The following is a 19,270-nucleotide window of genomic DNA, read 5'->3' on the forward strand; positions in this document are numbered from 1 at the left end:
ATTCAATTTAATTTTATTTCATTACTTGATATTTATTTTCTTTTTCATCAAAAACAAATGATTGCTTTCTTTGGTCTGAGATCAAATCAATACGTTTATATGGCTTATCATAACCAAAATGACTAATATCAACACTAAAGGTTTGATCAGTAATCTTCACTTCGTATAAATTATATTTACCATTTTCATAATCAAAATCAACACCATTATCTTGATAATGAATGTAATTGCCATGATCGCCAAATAATCTAAAGGTCATCAAATCATGATCATCTGGGTCAACATGATCTCTTTCTTTATCCCATGGCAAAATCGTATTCTTCTTGATAAATAAAGGCAAAGTATCAAGTGGTGCATTAGCTAAAATCGTATTTTCACCCGTATATTCAGCGTTTGTCCAGAAATTGAGCCATTCACCCTTTGGCAAGTAAACTTGGCGAGCTGTCTGACCTTCCATAAGAATTGGTGCTACCAATAAGTCGCTACCTACCATATATTCATCATTCATCTTACGAACATGCTTATCATTTGGATAATTCAAAACAAGCGGACGCATGACTGGCAAACCTGTTTTGCTTTCATGATAAAAACGATCATAAAGATATGAAATTAAGTGATAACGCAATTTCAAGTATTTACGATATATTGACAAAGTTGGTTCACCAAACGCCCATGGTTCTTGTGAACGCGTACCAACAGCAGCGTGATTACGCAAAAGCGGACTGAAAATAGCAGCTTCAATCCAACGCGTAAGAAGTTCCGGCGTACAATCAGCACCGAATCCCCCAATATCTGTTCCAGCAAAGGCAAAACCGCTCAATCCTAAATTACATAATTGCGGAATCATCATTTGAATATGAGTCCAAAGACTTTGATTATCGCCTGTCCAAACAGTTGAATACTTTTGAGTTCCCGCATAAGCCGCTCTAGTAATTACGTACGGACGCTTGCCAGATAATTTCTTTAAGCCATTGTAAGTTGCTTTAGCCATATTATGCCCATAAACATTGTGAATCTTGGCATGAGTTGATGCTTTTTCACCGTCAGAAAAGACAACATCATCAGGAAGTGGGCCGTTAAAAGAGGCAGGTTCGTTCATATCGTTCCAAACGCCGCAAGTTCCAAGATCAACCAAGAACTTAATATTTTTGCCCCACCAATCTTGAACTTCTTTTCTTGCAAAATCAGGGTAAACAGCATCCCCAGGCCAAACCTTATTCACATAAACAGTTCCATCTGGACTTTTAGCAAAGTAACCATTCTTAATTCCTTCTTGATATACCCAATAATTTTCATCCACTTTTACACCAGGATCAATAATTGGCATAACTCTAAATCCTTTATCACGTAATTCCGCAATAAATTTCTTAGGGTCTTCATAAGTATCTTTGCGCCAAGTGAAAACACGATAACCATCCATATAATCAATATCAAAATGCAAAACATCGCAAGGCAAATCATTATCACGCAAGCTATCTGCAATTCGACTTACTTCTTTTTGACTAACGCTATATCCCCACCGTGATTGTTGGTAACCCAACATCCATTTTTGTGGCAAAGGAACACGTCCAGTCAAATAAGTATAATTAGTAATAACTTCCTTTAAAGTCTTTCCACCAATAATGTAATAATCTAAATTACCATCTTTTGCGGAATAGTAGTAATATTTTTGACTTTCTTTACCTAAATCTATATGGTTCTTATAGCTATCATCAAAGAATAATCCGTATGGATGTCCTTCCTTCACACCTATCAAAAATGGAATTGACTTATATAAGGCTTTGAAACTTTCAACTTGAGGATCAGGATTATCAGTATTCCAATTATCGTATTCATAACCACGTTTATCCAAAAATCCGGTTTTATCCCCTAAACCATAAAACTGTTCATCTGTAGCCATTTTCTTAATGACTAAAATCTTGTCTTGTTCTAATCCATCATTAACATTATGTCCTTCTGAAGCAGCTAATTTTTCTTGTTCAGGATTAATTCCACGATCAAGTAGTTTTCTTTTTTCTTTATAATCCAAAACCAAAGGATGTCCCATACGATCATAAACATCAACATGCAAGTCTTTATCTACAAGGACTTTTAACGCGGACGTTTTTAAAGTTATCTTATTATCATCATTTTTTACACTCACATCTGTTTTGATTTGCTTATCTCCTTCAATAGCAAAAGAAGGATTGGCTTCACCATGATCTTCAAAAAAGCGAATAATCTCCGGCGTTAAAACTGTTAAAGAAATTTCTCTTTTATCATTATTAAAAATAAAGCTTTGATTATCTTGTTTAAATTTCATCATTTTTCTCCTGTAAGCGTTTTCTACATAATTTATACTAAAACAAGCACTTTTATATTTCTAGAGAAAAACAAAAAAATCTGGAATAAATCCAGATTTTTTATTATTTATTCATTACATTAAGTTGGCTTCTTTAAGAAGTTGAGCCACCCATGTCTTCTTAATCTTCTTCATACCTGTCTTAATTGCAAGCTTTTCAGGCATTGGCATTTCTTGATCAACCAATTTCTTTTTATCACCCATGTAGTACATTGCACGAAGAAGTTGACGGATATCGTAAATAGAGTCAAATACTTCAGGAACACCACGATCAACATCAAGAAGCGTGTAAACAGCTTCCATACCAGTTCTGACGGAATATTCAGTTGTAAAAACTGTGTCTCTGGTTGGACTTTCTGCGAAGTTACCAATAAAGGCTAGGTTTACTGAGCCTTCAGGAACAACAGCTGGACGATCACCATCACGACGAACCATGAAGTAACTTGTGATGTATGGCATGTAAACAGGAACTGTGTTCATGTTTTCCTCGCTAGCATCTTGTGAAATTTCATTTTCTGGAACACCTAAGTGATAAAGGAGCTCTTCACAAATTTCCTTACCGGTACATTCGGTAACCTTCTTCTTAATGTAGTTACCTTCTGTGTCTGAGTACAAAGCATAAATCCAAATTACAATTTCATTTGGCTTCTGACTCTTGAAGTGAGGTTGACGGTGAATAGTAAAACTTAAGCCCCAGTTTGAATCTGTTACGGTGATGATACCACCAGTATTAACTCTGCCATCGTAAAGGCTACGCTTAGTTAAACGTTCAAAGTATGGCGCAAGCTTCTTAGTCTTCATTGTAGTTGTTGCTGAAACAAACCAACTGCGTTCCGGAATATTTTCACAGAAGACATCTGGATGACCAAATGCTGGATCTTGAGCAGCTAAGTTTTCCCAAAGCTTCCATGAACTGCCTTTTTCATGAGAAACTGGAGCTGGAGTGTTTTGATCACCATAAGTTGATGATTCAGTAATCGAACCATTAGTTACAAAGACAAGATCATTAGTTGTTAAATCAATGTCGCTTTGCTTGCCATCTTTAGTCATGACAATTTTCTTAGCAATCTTCTTGTCAGCTTCATGATCAACAATAACGTTTTGAACATGAACATTGTATTGAATATCAACATTATGATCTTTAAGGTAGGCCAAAACTGGTTTAACCATTGATTCATATTGGTTGTATTTGTTAAATTTCAAAGCAGTAAAGTCTGGCAAGCCATCGATATGGTGAATGAAACGCATGCAGTAACGACGCATTTCAGAAAGTGAATGCCACTTTTCAAAGGCAAACATGGTTGACCAATATGCCCAGAAATTAGTTTCAAAGAATTCATCACTGAAGAAATCTTCAATCATTTCACCTTGAATTTCACTTTCTGGTGTCATAATCAATTTAACAATTTCATTTGCGCACTTACCTAAACCATATTGACCATCGCTTGGAAGACGTTCACCGCGCTTATGGATCAAACGACAATTTGATGAGTTAGGATCCTTCTTATCAAGCCAGTAATATTCATCAAGGTATGATGCGCCTGGCACTTCCAAACTTGGAATTGAACGATACATATCCCATAAACATTCAAAGTGATTTTCCATTTCACGTCCGCCACGTACAACAAACCCAGCATTTGGACGATCTGTTCCGTCAAGTGAACCGCCGGCTACAGGTAATTCTTCTAAGATATGAATATTTTCACCCTTCATCTTAGCATCACGAATTAAGAATACAGCTGCAGAAAGTCCAGCTAAGCCACTACCAATGATATATGCAGATTTATGATCAACATCTTTTGCCTTTTTAGTATCTGCAAAAGCTTCATAGTTACCATTTGAATAATACATATTGTTCCTCTTTTCTGTATAAGTATAGCTTTTATCTTTCACCTTCTATTGTATTAAAAGCGGTTTCATTTATCAATGGATTTGTTCAAAGAATTACAAACTTTAAATCTGCTTATAACTTTTGATTAATGAAAAAGAACAGATTACTTGCATAATCTGTTCCATAAAGCTGTCATATCCTGCGGATCTTCAATCCTAATTTCACGAGTTTCATTGGAAAAAGGATCGGGAAATTTTAAATAAAAACAGTTCAAAGCCTGACGTGAAAAATTATCATTTGCACCATACATATCATCCCCATATAAGGGATGACCTATATGACTCATATGAACGCGAATTTGGTGCGTTCTTCCCGTTAAAAGTCGCAGTTCGACCAAGCTCGCTCCATCAACTTGCTTTAAAACGCGATATTCGGTTTGAGCACTTTGTCCGCCTATAATTACACTGCGTTTAACTCCTGTACCTTTTTTACCAATCGGTGCATCGACTAAACCAGTTAATTCATTTTCATTAAAATTACCATGAACGATCGCATGATACTTTTTAATAAAATCTTGCTTGCCAATTTTGCTAAAACGCGCGTGCGCAATTGCATTTTTCCCAATTAAAACCAGGCCAGATGTATTACGATCAAGACGAGTTACGACATGTGGCTTCAAATCGGTCTCATTTTTACGAGCAAAATAGCCCATTACTCGATTAACCAAAGCGTCATCATCTTCATACCTTGAAGGAATAGATAATACGCCAGCCGCTTTATTAATTACTAAATAATTTTTTGTTTCTAAAGCAATATTAATTTCACCATTTGAAGGCTTAAGAAACGGATTTTTCTTTTCTTCTCCCGTTAAAAAGAGAACCTCATCTCCAACCTTAAGAATATAACTGGTATAACGCCGTTTATGATTAACAAAGATTTGCCCATGGTGATGCTTAGACTTATTTAAGGCTTGTCTTGAAAAACCATTTTTTAATAAAAAGGATCCTAATTTCTTGGGATCCTTTTCTGTTACTCTCAACTTAAAAAGTGTCATTCTTCCTCTTCATCGTTAATAAATGCCGTCTTTACTCTCGACCAAAAATGATGATGTCCAAAGCGATCAAACTGAATTGAATGCTTAGAAATACGATAAATAATCTTCTTGGCATTACGGACATCTTTTCTTTCACCATCAATTGTCATTACAAAGTGATCCGTATTTGGAATAATCGTTATCCATTGATCAGGTGCAATAACAATCGGAGCTGATAAAGTTCTGAAAACTCGATTATTGATTGAAGCAATTTCTGTCATTTGCAAGGCCTTTAATCCTGGATGAATAACGGCCCCACCTAATGATTTGCTATAGGCAGTTGAGCCAGTAGGCGTTGAAACGCATAATCCATCTCCACGAAAATTTTCAAATAATTGATCCTCAATATAAACATCGGCTTCAAGAGTATGCGATACTCTCTTAATAGCTGATTCATTTAATGCTAAGAAATGCCGTTCTTCGTTTGATTCAGTAATCATTTTTACATCAAGTAGTGGATACTTAGCCGCCTCACCCTTTTGCAAAAGCAAGGCATCAACCATCTTATCAACATCATAATTGCGCCAATCTGTATAAAAGCCCAAGTGGCCCGTGTGCACCCCAATAAAACGAATTGAATCAACCTGATTTGCATAGCGATGAAATGCATTGATCAACGTTCCATCACCACCAACAGTAATCACTATATCAGGATATTTTTCATCATAAACAATATTCTTTTTACTCAATAAATCCTTTAAATGAGCAACTACCTTCAAGGTGTTTTTATAGTTATTGTGCGCAATTGCAACTTTCATGATTTTTCCTTGCCCTTATTTTTTGTAAAAATCTTCTGTGCTTCTTGCACTTCATCCTTAATTGCCGACATTTCTTCATCAAGTTGATATGCAGCTTCAGCAGTTGATTTTAAACGCTCAGAAATATCTTCCGGATATACACCCTGATATTTGTAATTAAGCGTATGTTCAACCGTAGCCCAAAAGTTCATTGCCATTGTTCTAATTTGAATTTCAGCAATTAATTTTTTAGGCCCTTCAGGCAAATAAACTGTGTAAGAAATTACCATGTGGTATGAACGATAACCGGATGGCTTCGCATTTTTTATATAGTCTCGCTCTTCCACAACTTCCATATCATCACGTTCATGGATCAAATCGACAACCTTGTAAATATCATCAACAAATTGCGTTACGATTCGAATTCCCGCGATATCCTGCATATCCGTTTCAATAACTTCTGGACTGATTACCCGCCGTTGCATTTTTTCTTTAATTGAATCGACGGTTTTTACTCGACCAATCACAAATTCAATCGGCGAATGTTCTCCTTTAGTCAAGAAGCTTTGTCTTAAAGAACGAAATTTTACTTTTAATTCACGAACAGCCTCATTATAAGGCCATAAGAAGTTATCCCAATCGATATTCATGAAAAAATCCTTTCTTATTCAAACACCTGTAATTTTAACATATAATTAAGTAATAGAGATTGGAGTGAACCTAATTGTCAAAAAATCGTGAAATCGAAGCAAAAACTATACTAAGCAAAGAAGTTTATCAAAAGCTAATTGCCGCCTTTCCTGTGAAAAGTGATTTTATTCAAGAAAATTATTATTTTGATACGCCCGACTGGGTTTTAAAAGATCACAATATCGGTTTACGAATTCGTATTTATAGTGATCATGCTGAACAAACAATGAAAGTACCAGATACGCGCCCTTTGCAAAAGAAGTTCCATGAAGTCATTGAAATTAACGATGATCTTTCTTTAGACGATGCTAAAAATTTTGTTGACCAAGCAAAAAACAATCAAAAATTTGTTTTCTCTGGTAATATTGGTTCATATCTAGACAAACATTTTAAAGATGAGAAAACGAAATTAAATCTTTTTACTTGGAGTAAAACTCGCCGTATACTTGCAAACGGTCCTGAAAATTGTGAATTAACCTTGGATGATACGCAATATCCTGACGGTTATGAAGACTATGAACTGGAAATTGAAAATACTGATCCTGAATTAATTAAAAAAGTACAGCTTCAACTTGAAAAAGATTTTTTATTTACACAGACCAAAGAAAATACCAATCAAAATAAAATTGCCCGCGCTTTAGCACACAGAAAATAACACATAAAGAAAATTTTTGTATAGAAAACAAAACATATTCTTTGTTTCTTCAATTATTTCTTGCTAAAGTAACTATGAAATAAATGAACAGGAGTTAAGTTTATGTTTGAGATCTTTCTTTTTATTAACCCTACTGGTATCTATTGCTACGATACTGAGCGTCGAATTAAGGAAACCATTCAAAGATTAAATATTGATACTTGTTATCATTTTGTACCAATTACAAGTATGAATATTATTAAAGATGACATTATTCGTCGTCATCAAGATGAGCAAAAAACTTGTGGCCTTTCTTATTACACCCTCACTGCAAATCAAGCTTTACAAATTTACCACGCAATTAAACTAGCTTATGGAAATAAAAAAGCTCGAACTTTCCTTTTTAATTTGCAACAAAAAATGACTACTGATAGTTCATGTTTTTCAGCTTGTCTTGTTAAAGAAATCATTCTTAATTTAGGATTGAATTATAAAGATGTTCAATCATTAGCGGAATCAGATTACGTTCAAAATTCTATCAAACAAGATCGTAAATTAGCTGAACAATGGAAGATTCATAAAACTCCTACAACTATTATTTTCAATGAAGATGATGATAATAACTATGGATTTTTATTAGAAGGCGTAATTAATCAAGATGAACTTACTACTCTTTTAACTCCTGCATCCCCAAAAATAGAAGCAACAGAAAATACCGATATTTCTAATGTCTTTTCAGGCAACAGTCATCTACGCTTGATCTAATTTTTCTAAATATTTAAATAGCGAACTCTTTTCACCTGGTTTTCGCCATTTTTCAAAAAGCTCATCTGGCAGTTGTTCAACAGAAAGATGATTTCGATATAATTTTTCTGCCACAGCTAAGCCTAAATGAGTTTTTTGTTTTATTTGGCGCATTAAATATTGCCGTTGCGAATCAGAATTTAATTGATACTTTTTCCTTTTAGGTCTAAAATACCAAAACTTTCGCATACCAATCTCATCTAACTTAAAATTAACAATTTGATATCGTAGCTTATTAGTAATTGGCTCTTGAATAACATTATATTTTAAACGCAAATAATTACGTTTAAGATCAATTTCTAAATAATAGATACCCCACAGCTTATTCTCTCTAAAGAAAATGAGCTGTGTTTTTTTGAGCTTTGTCTTTAAATAATGTCTTTGACCCACAATCCATAAATCTAAAACGTTAATTTGTTTATATAAATTATGTCGATGCAAAAATTCTTCTTTACTAAGAGGAGCACATTGAACTTCCAACGACAACTTTGGCGAAACTAAAACATCTGCCCGCAATTGTCCGTCGGCAAGCGGAACTTCCATTTGAGCATTAAATCCTGCAGCTGTAAAGGCTGACTTCAATAAATTTTTACTAGTATAATGTTCTTCTTTTTCGCCCATTGTATTATCTATTTCAGATAAATGTTTAAAAAATGCACTCTTCTTTTGCGATAAAATCAAAATTACTGGCTTTCGACAATGCGGACAACGATATTTCTCGAAATTTAATTTTTTTTCTTTATTTAAAACGTGCCTTTCTTCATCAACTGCTAATACTAATTTCTTTTTTAACATGGCTGCATACATTTTTTCACCCATGTATATATATGAAAAAAGAGCAGGAATTTTCCTGCTCTTTTTTATTCTTTAAAGTTTCTTAATATTTAAATTTTAGCTGGTTTAATGAAATAATGACGTATATTTCCTAAAGCATCTTGTCTAAAAAGACATTTACCTATTTCTTTTACGGAGTTCATTTCTTTTTCATTAATCTTAATGCCATATTCATTAGCAATTGCCCAAGCATCATTAGGCTTTAATTCAGAATATTCTTCACTAAGAAAAGCTATTTCCATAAAATACTTGCCTCTTTGATAATACAAGCTAGACGCAATATCATTAGCACGCAAGTTATCAGCAAGTTCAATTACTGTATCCAAATCGTTAAATGCATAAGCATGATTCAAATTTTCCTCTTGACTATTGTCATCATGAGAAGAAAAGCCTTGATTTACCTTAGCAACATTTTGTTTATGCCCAGCTTTGTCATTATTACTATCTAAATCGGAAAAGCCCGGCTTAACTGGTTGAGAATTAGTATTACTAATATCATCATCCAATTCACCTCTCAGCATTTTTTGCAAACTGTTAATTCCGCCATCTTTTGCTTTGCTGATTAATAAATCTAAGCCTCCATTATTAGGCATTACCTGAAAAGAAACTGGTTCATCATGGGCAAAATCATGATCTGTATCAATTTCAGACAAAATTGTATAGAAGAAATCTTGAATTTTATGACGATCACTCAACATATCTAAGCCATTAACGCCACGTTCTTCTAATTCTTCTCGAGAAAGTTGTACACGAATTGTATTTTCATCAATTCGACGAATCTCCATCACTTTCACCTCCGTAAAGTTGATTCATTGTATATAGTATAACAAAGTATCCTTAATTTTGTTTAGAACAAAAGCGTTAGTTTACGAAAACTAGCGCTTTATAGTAATTATTAATCTGCAATCTTTTGTGCTTCTGCAAGCTCTAAACGACGCACCTTGCGTGGCAAGAAACGACGAATTTCGTCTTCATTATAGCCAACTTGAAGTCTGCGATCGTCCATAATAATTGGTCTTCTTAATAAACTTGGGTTCTTTTCTACTAAATCAAGTAACTGATCAATTGATAAATCGTCTAAATTTATTTTTAATTGTTGAAAAGCTCTTGAGCGTGTAGAAATAATCTCTTCAGTACCATTTTCCGTCATACGCAGAATTTGTAATAATTCTACCTTAGTCAAAGGTTCTGACATAATATTTCTTTCTTTATATGGAATATCATGTTTTTCAAGCCAAGCCTTTGCCTTACGACATGAGGTACAGCTAGGAGATACGTATAAATCTACCATAAAGTTCACGCTCCTTAGAATAAAACATTACATCTTTCAACTTATGTATAGTATAACACTTTTGCTTCTCTTTTGTAAGTACACTTTTATGATATACACTTGTTTCATTTGACATATCTAATAATAGAGGTATTTCGTGAAGAAAGTGTGAACATTTTATTTAAAAAGCATTAAACAAAAAAATACAATTCAGATGACTCTGAATTGTATTTTCTTAATATTCAGTTAATGATTACTTGTTAAGCTTAGCCATTAAGTCGTTAACTAATTTTTCGTTATCTTCAGCAGTTTCTGAAACGTAACATGCTTCATTAGCTAATTCCTTAAGGTCTTCAGTGTTTAACTTCTTCATCAAACTTCTAATTCTCAAGATTGAAGTTGCACTCATTGAGTATTCATCAAGTCCCATTGAAAGTAAAATTGGGAACATGGTGTTATCACCGGCAGCTTCACCACACATACCTACCCAAATTCCATTTTCGTGGGCACCATCAATAGTATGCTTAATTAAGCGTAATACTGAAGGGTTGTATGGTTGGTACAAGTATGAAACTTCATCGTTACCACGGTCAGCAGCCATAGTGTATTGAATAAGGTCATTAGTACCAATTGAGAAGAAGTCAACTTCCTTAGCAAATTGATCAGCCAAAACAGCTGCAGCAGGAACTTCGATCATCATACCGACTTGTAAGTCGTCACCAACCTTAACGCCCTTCTTAACCAACTTGTCTTTTTCATCATTTAAGATTGACTTAGCCTTACGTAATTCTGCTAAAGTACCAATCATTGGGAACATAATGCCCAAAGGACCGTAAGCAGAAGCACGAAGCAAAGCTCTTAATTGAGTACGGAAGATTTCTTCATTCTTAAGTGAAAGTCTAATAGCACGTACACCTAAGAATGGGTTCATTTCGTCTGGCAAGTCCCAGTAATCAAGGTGCTTATCACCACCAATATCCATGGTTCTGATAACAGTTTGCTTACCGTTCATACCTTCGATAACTGACTTGTAAGCTTCAAATTGGTCATCTTCAGTTGGGAAGTCAGAAGAATTCATGTATAAGAATTCAGTTCTGTATAAACCAATAGCTTCAGCACCGTTATCATGAACACCTGGCATATCGTTAGGAGTACCAATGTTAGCTGCAATAACAAACTTCTTGCCATCAGCAGTTACTGAAGGTTCATTCTTAAGCTTAGCCCATTCGGCTTTTTGCTTAAGGAAAGCTTCACTCTTTTGCTTGTATTCAGCAACCTGATCATCACTAGGTTCAACGATAGCATCACCGTCTAAACCATCAGCAATTAACATTTGGCCATCCTTAACGTCCTTGGTAATTGAATCACTACCAACAACAGCAGGAAGTTCCAATGAACGTGCCATAATTGCTGAGTGAGCTGTACGACCACCAATATCAGTAATAAAGCCCTTAACATATTTCTTGTTAAGTTGTGCGGTATCACTTGGAGTCAAGTCGTGAGCAACTACGATAACTTCGTGATCAATTGAAGCTGGGTTTGGCAACTTCTTACCAAGAAGGTGAGCCATAATACGCTTAGAAACATCGCGTACGTCGGCAGCACGTTCTTGCATATAAGGGTTGTCAGTCATACCTTCAAAAATTGCAATGAATTTTTGAGCAGTTTCATCAAGTGCAGCTTCAGCGTTAACCTTTTGATCTTTAATTTCAGTTTCAATAGCACCAGTAAATTCTGGGTCGTTCAAGATCATAAGGTGAGCTTCAAAGACTTGAGATTCTTCTTCACCTAAGCTCTTCTTAGCAATATCGCGAATATTTTCAACTTCAGTAGTTGAATCAGCAACAGCTTTCTTGTAACGACTTACTTCTGAATCAATGTCGCTAATGGTTGTTTTAGAGAATGAAAGATCAGGCTCAACAAGAAGATAAGCTGGAGCGATGGCAATACCGTCACTAGCTGCGATTCCTTTTAAAGTCTTGGTCATTATTCAGCTAAACCTTCTTTTTTCATAGTGTCAGCAATTGCATCCAAAGCATCCTTTTCGTCATCACCATCAGCAGTGATAGTAACGTCAGCATTTTGACCAACACCAAGTGACATAACACCCATGATTGACTTCAAGTTTACAGACTTGCCGTTGTATTCCAAGTTAACGTCTGAACCAAACTTTGAAGCAGCTTGTACTAATAAAGTAGCTGGACGAGCATGAATACCTGTTTCTGCAATAATATGAAAATCGCGTTTTTCCATTTTGAATATCTCCTTTAAATTCGAAAAATTAAACTGGTAATAAATACCTATTCGGATATTAGATTATCATTTTTTTGAAATTTATACAACAGTTATGTAACAGTTACATCATTTAATCAGCGCTATTTGTACCAAAGTAGACTATATTACCGCCTCTTTTAGCGCGGCCGCTAATGTTCTGTCTTCGACCATAATTACGCAAAGCTTGTTGAAATTCATAGGCATCTTTAGGCTCTACTTCATATTCCTTGAGCTCTCCGTCGGCTAATTGATCCAAAAGTTTTTGACAATCCAAATTTATCACCAGCCTCTTTTATCTCCTTTTTTCCTACCACTATTGTGCATCTCAACAATAGTTACAGATTATATTACTATTTTTAAGCAAATTTTTGAATAATATTATTTCATTGCTAAAAAATTTTAAAAATTGAATCATTTCATGAAGCATTTATATTCTCTTACGAAAAATAAGTATTTCCGGTGCTTAGCACTTGACATCATAGAGTGCTAATCTTACAATTTTAGTAAGCTTAAAGTGAAAGGCGGTAATATATTTGCTTTGTCAAAACTGTCATAAGCGGCCTGCCTCTATTCACCTTTATACAAAAGTGAACGGCCAAAGCCGCGAAGTTGACCTATGTCAACAATGTTATCAAGAATTAAGAAATCAACAAGGAAATTTAAATAATTTAGGTAATAATATGAATAACGATAATAATGAATTTTTTGGCGACTTTGACGATTTATTCAATGCTTTAAATAGCAATAACCGCAATGCCGCAAATAACAACAATATGAATCAAGGCCCTGAAATGCGAATGGGCGGTGGAAATGGCAACGGGGGCCAAGGTGGTCGCTCTCTTCTTGATCAATATGGTACAGATTTAACTGCACTTGCTAAAAAGGGTAAGATCGATCCAGTTATTGGCCGTGATCAGGAAATTGCCCGCGTAATTGAAATTTTAAATAGAAGAACTAAGAATAATCCAGTTCTAATTGGTGAAGCCGGTGTTGGTAAAACTGCCGTTGTTGAAGGCTTAGCTCAACAAATTGTTGATGGTTCGGTTCCAGCAAAATTGCAAGACAAAAAGATTATTTCATTAAATGTAGTTTCTCTTGTTCAAGGAACTGGTATCCGCGGTCAATTTGAACAAAGAATGGAACAATTAATCAAGGAACTTCAATCAAGAAATGATATCATTCTCTTTATTGATGAAATTCACGAAATTGTTGGTGCTGGAAACGCTGAAGGTGGTATGGATGCCGGAAATATTATTAAGCCAGCTTTAGCCCGCGGTGAACTCCAATTAGTTGGCGCAACGACTATTAAAGAATACCGTGAAATCGAAAAAGATTCAGCTTTAGCTCGCCGTTTCCAACCAGTTGAAGTCAAGGAACCTTCAATTGACGAAACTATCAAAATTTTAAAGGGTATTCAAAAACGCTACGAAGATTATCACCACGTTAAATACACTGATAAAGCTATTGAAGCTGCAGCCAAGCTTTCTGCTCGCTACATCCAAGATCGTTTCCTTCCTGACAAGGCAATTGACCTTCTTGACGAAGCAGGCTCAAGAATGAACTTAACCATCCCTTATATTGATAAGGATAAGATGAAGGAAAGAATTGATGCTGCTCAACAGCTTAAACAAGATGCTTTAAAAAACGAAGACTATGAAAAAGCTGCCTACTATCGTGATCAAATTGAAAAATACGATAAGATGAAGGATCAAAAAGTAGATCCTGATAAGGCTCCTATTATTACTGACAAGATTATGGACAAGATTGTCGAAGAAAAGACCAACATCCCTGTCGGTGATATTCAAAAACAAGAAGAAAATCAATTACAAAACTTGGCAGCCGATTTAAAGAGCAAGGTTATTGGTCAAGACAAAGCTGTCGATAAAGTTGCTCGTGCCATTCGTCGTAACAGAATCGGATTTAACAAATCAGGTCGTCCAATCGGCTCATTCCTCTTTGTTGGACCTACTGGTGTTGGTAAAACTGAACTTGCTAAACAATTAGCTAAGCAAATGTTTGGCTCAGAAGATGCTATGATTCGTTTCGACATGTCTGAATATATGGAACAATATTCAGTTTCTAAATTGATTGGTTCAGCACCTGGTTATGTTGGCTACGAAGAAGCCGGACAATTGACCGAACAAGTTCGTCATAATCCATACAGCTTGATTTTACTTGATGAAATTGAAAAGGCTCACCCAGATGTTATGAACCTCTTCTTACAAATCCTTGATGATGGTCGTTTGACTGATTCACAAGGCCGAACAGTTTCATTCAAGGATACAATCATTATCATGACTTCTAATGCTGGACAAGGCATTAAGAATGCCAGCGTTGGATTTGCCGCAGAAAACAGTGATGAAGAAAAAGATTCCGCAAGAAGTTCAATGACGCAATTCTTTAAACCAGAATTTTTAAACAGACTTGATGATGTCATTGAATTTAATGAATTGACTAAGAAGGACTTAATCAAGATTGTTAACTTGATGCTTAACAATACTAACAACATGGTAAAGGATCAAGGCTTGCATATCGACGTCACTGAGGCTGCTAAAGAAAAGCTTGTTGATGATGGCTTTAATCCATCAATGGGTGCTCGTCCACTTCGCAGAACAATTCAAGAAGAAATCGAAGACAATGTAGCTGACTTCAAGCTTGATCATCCAGCAAGTAAGAACTTACTTGCTGACGTCAAAGATGGAAAAATTGTTATCAGCGATCAAGATGAAGTTAATACGACAGATTCTTCCGATACCGATTCTGCTGATGAATAATTGATAATATATATGAAAAAGAGGAATGCTTATGTTCCTCTTTTTTTGTAGTTTATTATGAAAAAATTCTCATTTTTAGGTTATACTAAAGTTGCAAGTAAATAGTAAAGAAACGGGTGAAATGCATGCACTTAATCGATGTAACTAATAGTTATTCAGAATTAGTTGAAAGTCAGCTTAACACCACTGATGCTACATATGTAAAGGTTTATTCTTTAGGCAATACGTCAGTAATTTATACTGAAAGTAAAACCGCTATTGGTATTGCTTTAGAAAATCATGATCGTCGCATCCGCGAAAACGAAGTTGAATTTGTTATCAAGCGTTTAGTTAAGAACACAGATACAACTTACACCTTAACTGTTGATAAGAGTCGTCATGTTGTAGAAGTTCATATTGACAAAGACTAATAAATACTAAAAAATAAGCACTTGGCTTTAAATACCAAGTGCTTATTTTTATGTATTATAATTTTTCGGTTAATTTAACGTCTGGATACTTGTCTTGGAAGAATCTTTCCGCAAATTCATTTTCAAATAAGAACAATGGATTGTCATAGCGATCCTTAACAAGTAAGTTACGCGAATTAGACATTGCTGGATCAAGTTGTTCAGGATCAATCCAGCGAGCAACACGATGCCCAATACTACTCATTTCAACTTCTGAGTTGTATTCGTTTTGCATTCTGAATTTGAATACTTCAAATTGCAATTGACCAACAGCACCCAAAATATATTCATCAGTTTGATAATTACGGTAAAGCTGAATAGCACCTTCTTGGACAAGCTGATTCATACCTTTATGGAAAGATTTTTGCTTCATCACGTTCTTAGCAGTTACACGCATAAATAATTCAGGCGTAAATTCAGGAAGTGGTGGGTAAACAATTTTACGTTTGCCAGCATAAATACTGTCACCGATTTGGAAGTTTCCCGTATCATACAAACCAACAATATCTCCCGCAACGGCATCACTAACTTGAACACGTTCACTAGACATAAACTCAGTAGCATTATTCAAACGAACTTGCTTACCTGTTCTAGCTAAAGTTACATCAAGTCCCTTCTTGAATTCGCCGCTTCCGACACGTACAAAGGCAATACGGTCACGGTGATGTGGATTCATGTTTGCTTGAATCTTGAAAACAAATCCTGAAAATTCTGGATCTTCTGGACTTAACTCTTCGTCTCCATTGACTGTATGACTTTCTGGAGCTGGAGCCAAATCAACAAAGCTGTTAAGGAAAGTTTCAACACCAAAGTTAGTCAAAGCTGAACCAAAGAATACTGGCGTTTGATCACCTAAAGCTATCTTTTCACGATCAAACTTATTGCCCGCTTCTTTAATCAATTCAATTTCATCTAAAGTTTCTTGGAATTGTTGATCTTGACTAAGTGGTTCACTATCAGGCAATCTCCCTTCATCATTAAGTGGAATGAAGCGATCATCGCCATCTTTGTGATAAAGCTCAACACGACTGTTAGCAATATCATAAAGTCCCTTAAGTGTTTGTCCTGAGCCGATTGGCCAGTCCATAGCCACACCTTCAATACCGAGCAAATCTTCAAGTTCGGCAATCAAATCAAGCGGCGGACGGCCATCACGATCAAGTTTGTTCATAAATGTGAAAATTGGGATACCACGTTTTTTAACAACCTTAAATAACTTCTTAGTTTGTGGTTCGATACCTTTAGCTGAGTCAATAACCATGACAGCAGCGTCAACAGCCATCAAAGTACGATAGGTATCTTCTGAGAAGTCTTGGTGTCCTGGTGTATCCAAAATATTGATACGTTTGCCTTTATATTCAAACTGCATAACAGAACTTGTAACAGAAATACCACGCTTTTTTTCAATTTCCATCCAGTCACTGGTTGCATAGTTTCCTGTCTTACGGGCCTTAACAGTTCCGGCTTTTCTAATTACACCACCAAACAAAAGCAATTGTTCAGTAATAGTTGTCTTACCTGCATCCGGGTGAGAAATAATCGCAAATGTTCTTCTCTTTTTTACTTTATCTAGTAACTCTGTATCCATTAATCTTTTTGTTCTTCTTCCTTTTTTACATTATCGGGAACAGTTAAAATGACAGTCAAAAGTCTTGAGCCCTTCATTCTACCCGTTGTTAAAGTCATCCCGTTATCCAATTCAACTTTGAGCTTTTCTTCCTTAGCCGGAATTACGCCTAATTTGGTAATTACGTATCCTGCTACCGTATCGACATCTTCCATTTCAATATTAGTGCCGAATTGCTCATTAAAATCATCAAGTGGCATTTTTCCGTAAATAACGTATCTGTCTTTGCTTAATTTATTAAATAAAATTTCTGCATGATCAACTTCGTCATCAATATCGCCAACAATTTCTTCAATTAAGTCTTCAATTGTTGCCAAACCAACAACGCCACCATATTCATCAAGCAAAATAGCCAATTGGCGTTGCGTTTGCTGCATTTCAACTAACAACTCACCCAATTCTGAAGTTTCTGGTGCAAAAAGTGGCTCACTCATCACATCATCATAATCAATATTGTCAAACCCTTTCTCGCGGGCCTTGCGCAAAACTGTTCTGATATGAATCACGCCAATAATTTTATCTTTATCTTTTTTATAAACTGGAATTCGTGAATACGGTTGATGCAAGATTTCATCCAAATTATCTTGAAAGCTTGTTGTTGCGTCCACCATAAATGCATCGGTACGCGGAACCATGACTTCACGGACCATTTTGCCTTGAAAATCAAGAATACCTTCCATCATTGAATACTCAGTATCACTAAGTTTATGATGATCATGCAAATTTTCAATTTCCTTAGCTAGATGATCCTGATTTCCTTCTTCCTTAGCACCTGAAAATTTACTCTTCAAACGATCAAATAAATTTTCCGCTGCAGGGTCGCTACTCATAGTCACATTACTCTCTTTCTTTAAAAATGTCTTCAAATACCCATATTATAGCATGTTTGCCTTATTATTATGCTAAAATACACATAAAGAAACGAGGTTTAACACAATGAAAAAAAGTCATGTTTTGCTAGTTTTCACCTTTTTATTATTAATCCCCTATATTTGCAGTTTGGCAGTTATCGGAATCGGATATAATGCTTGGTCCTTCACTCAGGTGAAATCTGCCGTAGCCTAATCGGCGCATTCGTAGGAGCTATAATTATGTTTGCAATTAAAGCTACTATTCAACGTCCCGTTGATTTACTTGCCATGCAAACTCACGATGGTTTGATTAAGCAACTTTTACGCTTTTTTAGTATTCGTCGCCGTTACTTTTTATTAATTGCGAATGTTTTGCTCGACTTCGTACTTTGCTATGTAGCAATGGATCTAATTAGTCGTTTTCTTACGCTTGATCAAATTGTAGGCAACGCTACAGGAATCGCCTTATTGATTATGTTTGTTTCAACTTGCTTAGGTGCTTATGTTGAATACGACAGCTTATCAATCGATCCTGCACAACATTAAGCTAAATTAAACATAAAAATTACTTGCTGGCCTTGAGATACCAAATCTTGGTCAGCTTTTTATTATCCAAATCCAAGTCTTGAATAAGATATGGAGTTTCACTGTCACCTGGATTAGCAAAAACTTTAATACCACGTTTTTCAAGCTTGCCAAAGAAATCAGGAACAATGTAATTAAGTGGCAAGTTAAAGTTAGAAAGAGCACCTGTTTCTTGTTCTTCCGCAATTTCTGCCTTAGGAAGAACATATTTCATCAACCATTTGGCACTTCAACACTTGGGTCAACTAAGATACCATACCAATACATGAAGTTTTCTGGGCCATAAACGAGCATAACGCTGCGTCTATTTTCTAAACCATTATCTTTCAAAAACTTTTGCAAAGTTTCATCATTTTCCATTTCCATATTGGTCTTAGTAAAAGTTCTGCGTTCATCCATCATTGTGCCCATAAAAGGACGACCTACAAATACTTTTTCTTCAATAGTTCTATCTGCCATATTTCTTCTCCTCTAAA

17 protein-coding genes and 2 pseudogenes are annotated in these 19,270 nt (G+C 35.4%); 5 read left to right on the forward strand and 14 right to left on the reverse strand.

Going from position 1 to position 19,270, the window contains the following annotated elements; all coding sequences use genetic code 11:
- Positions 1-13: 13 nt before the first annotated feature.
- From JCM6256_RS01910 to yjbM, 5 genes are all read right to left on the reverse strand, one after another.
- On the reverse strand, positions 14-2,302 hold the full coding sequence (locus JCM6256_RS01910; RefSeq protein WP_025080149.1) for a glycoside hydrolase family 31 protein: 2,289 nt from the start codon (positions 2,300-2,302) through the stop codon (positions 14-16).
- Positions 2,303-2,416: 114 nt separating this feature from the next.
- Positions 2,417-4,192, reverse strand: coding sequence for an oleate hydratase (locus JCM6256_RS01915; protein ID WP_025080150.1), 1,776 nt, complete (start codon positions 4,190-4,192; stop codon positions 2,417-2,419).
- Between the two features lie 143 nt (positions 4,193-4,335).
- Positions 4,336-5,226: an RluA family pseudouridine synthase gene (locus JCM6256_RS01920; protein WP_025080151.1), complete on the reverse strand. Its 891-nt coding sequence runs from the start codon at positions 5,224-5,226 to the stop codon at positions 4,336-4,338.
- The gene (locus JCM6256_RS01925; protein WP_025080152.1) at positions 5,223-6,023 is read right to left on the reverse strand and encodes an NAD kinase; all 801 of its coding nucleotides are present in this window, start codon (positions 6,021-6,023) and stop codon (positions 5,223-5,225) included. The genes JCM6256_RS01920 and JCM6256_RS01925 overlap by 4 nt, the downstream gene beginning before the upstream one ends.
- Entirely contained in the window at positions 6,020-6,652 is a 633-nt protein-coding gene (gene yjbM / locus JCM6256_RS01930; protein ID WP_025080153.1) for a GTP diphosphokinase, read from the reverse strand. Before yjbM ends, JCM6256_RS01925 begins: the two co-directional genes overlap by 4 nt.
- Positions 6,653-6,726: 74 nt before the next feature.
- Here yjbM and JCM6256_RS01935 point away from each other — a divergent pair, with 74 nt between their 5' ends.
- Entirely contained in the window at positions 6,727-7,347 is a 621-nt protein-coding gene (locus JCM6256_RS01935; protein WP_025080154.1) for a CYTH domain-containing protein, read from the forward strand.
- 102 nt (positions 7,348-7,449) lie between these two features.
- A complete protein-coding gene (locus JCM6256_RS01940; protein ID WP_025080155.1) occupies positions 7,450-8,091 on the forward strand; it encodes a DsbA family protein in 642 nt (213 codons plus the stop codon).
- Here the strand turns inward: JCM6256_RS01940 and JCM6256_RS01945 are convergent.
- The 6 genes from JCM6256_RS01945 to ykzS form a co-directional block, all read right to left on the reverse strand.
- The gene (locus JCM6256_RS01945) at positions 8,077-8,937 is read right to left on the reverse strand and encodes a competence protein CoiA (protein ID WP_025080156.1); all 861 of its coding nucleotides are present in this window, start codon (positions 8,935-8,937) and stop codon (positions 8,077-8,079) included. The genes JCM6256_RS01940 and JCM6256_RS01945 overlap by 15 nt on opposite strands.
- 77 nt (positions 8,938-9,014) lie before the next feature.
- Positions 9,015-9,749 carry an adaptor protein MecA gene (locus tag JCM6256_RS01950; RefSeq protein ID WP_025080157.1) on the reverse strand — a complete coding sequence of 245 codons (735 nt, stop codon included), beginning with the start codon at positions 9,747-9,749 and terminating at the stop codon, positions 9,015-9,017.
- Positions 9,750-9,859: 110 nt separating this feature from the next.
- Positions 9,860-10,255: a transcriptional regulator SpxA gene (gene spxA / locus JCM6256_RS01955; protein ID WP_025080158.1), complete on the reverse strand. Its 396-nt coding sequence runs from the start codon at positions 10,253-10,255 to the stop codon at positions 9,860-9,862.
- Positions 10,256-10,487: 232 nt separating this feature from the next.
- The gene (gene ptsP / locus JCM6256_RS01960; protein ID WP_025080159.1) at positions 10,488-12,221 is read right to left on the reverse strand and encodes a phosphoenolpyruvate--protein phosphotransferase; all 1,734 of its coding nucleotides are present in this window, start codon (positions 12,219-12,221) and stop codon (positions 10,488-10,490) included.
- Positions 12,221-12,487 carry a phosphocarrier protein HPr gene (locus JCM6256_RS01965; protein WP_025080160.1) on the reverse strand — a complete coding sequence of 89 codons (267 nt, stop codon included), beginning with the start codon at positions 12,485-12,487 and terminating at the stop codon, positions 12,221-12,223. The genes ptsP and JCM6256_RS01965 overlap by 1 nt, the downstream gene beginning before the upstream one ends.
- 112 nt (positions 12,488-12,599) lie before the next feature.
- Positions 12,600-12,782 (reverse strand): protein YkzS, encoded by a 183-nt coding sequence (gene ykzS, locus JCM6256_RS01970; protein ID WP_025080161.1) that lies wholly within the window; start codon positions 12,780-12,782, stop codon positions 12,600-12,602.
- 259 nt (positions 12,783-13,041) lie between these two features.
- On the opposite strand from ykzS, the gene JCM6256_RS01975 reads away from it, so the two are divergent.
- Together JCM6256_RS01975 and JCM6256_RS01980 are read left to right on the forward strand one after the other, a co-directional pair.
- Positions 13,042-15,282, forward strand: a complete 2,241-nt coding sequence (locus tag JCM6256_RS01975; protein ID WP_025080162.1) for an ATP-dependent Clp protease ATP-binding subunit — start codon at positions 13,042-13,044, stop codon at positions 15,280-15,282.
- A 125-nt stretch (positions 15,283-15,407) separates the two neighbouring features.
- Entirely contained in the window at positions 15,408-15,692 is a 285-nt protein-coding gene (locus tag JCM6256_RS01980) for a DUF1827 family protein (RefSeq protein WP_025080163.1), read from the forward strand.
- A 55-nt stretch (positions 15,693-15,747) separates the two neighbouring features.
- Here the strand turns inward: JCM6256_RS01980 and JCM6256_RS01985 are convergent, their stop codons facing one another.
- Together JCM6256_RS01985 and JCM6256_RS01990 are read right to left on the reverse strand one after the other, a co-directional pair.
- On the reverse strand, positions 15,748-17,319 hold the full coding sequence (locus JCM6256_RS01985; RefSeq protein ID WP_025080164.1) for a peptide chain release factor 3: 1,572 nt from the start codon (positions 17,317-17,319) through the stop codon (positions 15,748-15,750).
- The gene (locus tag JCM6256_RS01990) at positions 17,319-18,188 is read right to left on the reverse strand and encodes a hemolysin family protein (protein WP_025080165.1); all 870 of its coding nucleotides are present in this window, start codon (positions 18,186-18,188) and stop codon (positions 17,319-17,321) included. Before JCM6256_RS01990 ends, JCM6256_RS01985 begins: the two co-directional genes overlap by 1 nt.
- Positions 18,189-18,294: 106 nt before the next feature.
- Here JCM6256_RS01990 and JCM6256_RS09420 point away from each other — a divergent pair.
- Positions 18,295-18,755: pseudogene (locus JCM6256_RS09420) on the forward strand (hypothetical protein).
- 19 nt (positions 18,756-18,774) lie between these two features.
- Here the strand turns inward: JCM6256_RS09420 and JCM6256_RS09425 are convergent.
- A pseudogene (locus JCM6256_RS09425) lies at positions 18,775-19,253 on the reverse strand (hypothetical protein).
- Positions 19,254-19,270 lie beyond the last annotated feature (17 nt).

Origin of the sequence: Lactobacillus hamsteri DSM 5661 = JCM 6256, assembly GCF_000615445.1 — a bacterium.
Classification (GTDB): Bacteria; Bacillota; Bacilli; order Lactobacillales; family Lactobacillaceae; genus Lactobacillus; species Lactobacillus hamsteri.

Excerpts from the sequence above, each read along its gene's own strand:
- JCM6256_RS01910 (WP_025080149.1), bottom strand. The coding sequence starts at position 2,302 with ATGAAATTTAAACAAGATAATCAAAGCTTTATTTTTAATAATGATAAA.
- JCM6256_RS01915 (WP_025080150.1), bottom strand. The coding sequence starts at position 4,192 with ATGTATTATTCAAATGGTAACTATGAAGCTTTTGCAGATACTAAAAAG.
- JCM6256_RS01920 (WP_025080151.1), bottom strand. The coding sequence starts at position 5,226 with ATGACACTTTTTAAGTTGAGAGTAACAGAAAAGGATCCCAAGAAATTA.
- JCM6256_RS01925 (WP_025080152.1), bottom strand. The coding sequence starts at position 6,023 with ATGAAAGTTGCAATTGCGCACAATAACTATAAAAACACCTTGAAGGTA.
- yjbM (WP_025080153.1), bottom strand. The coding sequence starts at position 6,652 with ATGAATATCGATTGGGATAACTTCTTATGGCCTTATAATGAGGCTGTT.
- JCM6256_RS01940 (WP_025080155.1), top strand. The coding sequence starts at position 7,450 with ATGTTTGAGATCTTTCTTTTTATTAACCCTACTGGTATCTATTGCTAC.
- JCM6256_RS01945 (WP_025080156.1), bottom strand. The coding sequence starts at position 8,937 with ATGTATGCAGCCATGTTAAAAAAGAAATTAGTATTAGCAGTTGATGAA.
- JCM6256_RS01950 (WP_025080157.1), bottom strand. The coding sequence starts at position 9,749 with ATGGAGATTCGTCGAATTGATGAAAATACAATTCGTGTACAACTTTCT.
- spxA (WP_025080158.1), bottom strand. The coding sequence starts at position 10,255 with ATGGTAGATTTATACGTATCTCCTAGCTGTACCTCATGTCGTAAGGCA.
- ptsP (WP_025080159.1), bottom strand. The coding sequence starts at position 12,221 with ATGACCAAGACTTTAAAAGGAATCGCAGCTAGTGACGGTATTGCCATC.
- JCM6256_RS01965 (WP_025080160.1), bottom strand. The coding sequence starts at position 12,487 with ATGGAAAAACGCGATTTTCATATTATTGCAGAAACAGGTATTCATGCT.
- JCM6256_RS01980 (WP_025080163.1), top strand. The coding sequence starts at position 15,408 with ATGCACTTAATCGATGTAACTAATAGTTATTCAGAATTAGTTGAAAGT.
- JCM6256_RS01985 (WP_025080164.1), bottom strand. The coding sequence starts at position 17,319 with ATGGATACAGAGTTACTAGATAAAGTAAAAAAGAGAAGAACATTTGCG.
- JCM6256_RS01990 (WP_025080165.1), bottom strand. The coding sequence starts at position 18,188 with ATGAGTAGCGACCCTGCAGCGGAAAATTTATTTGATCGTTTGAAGAGT.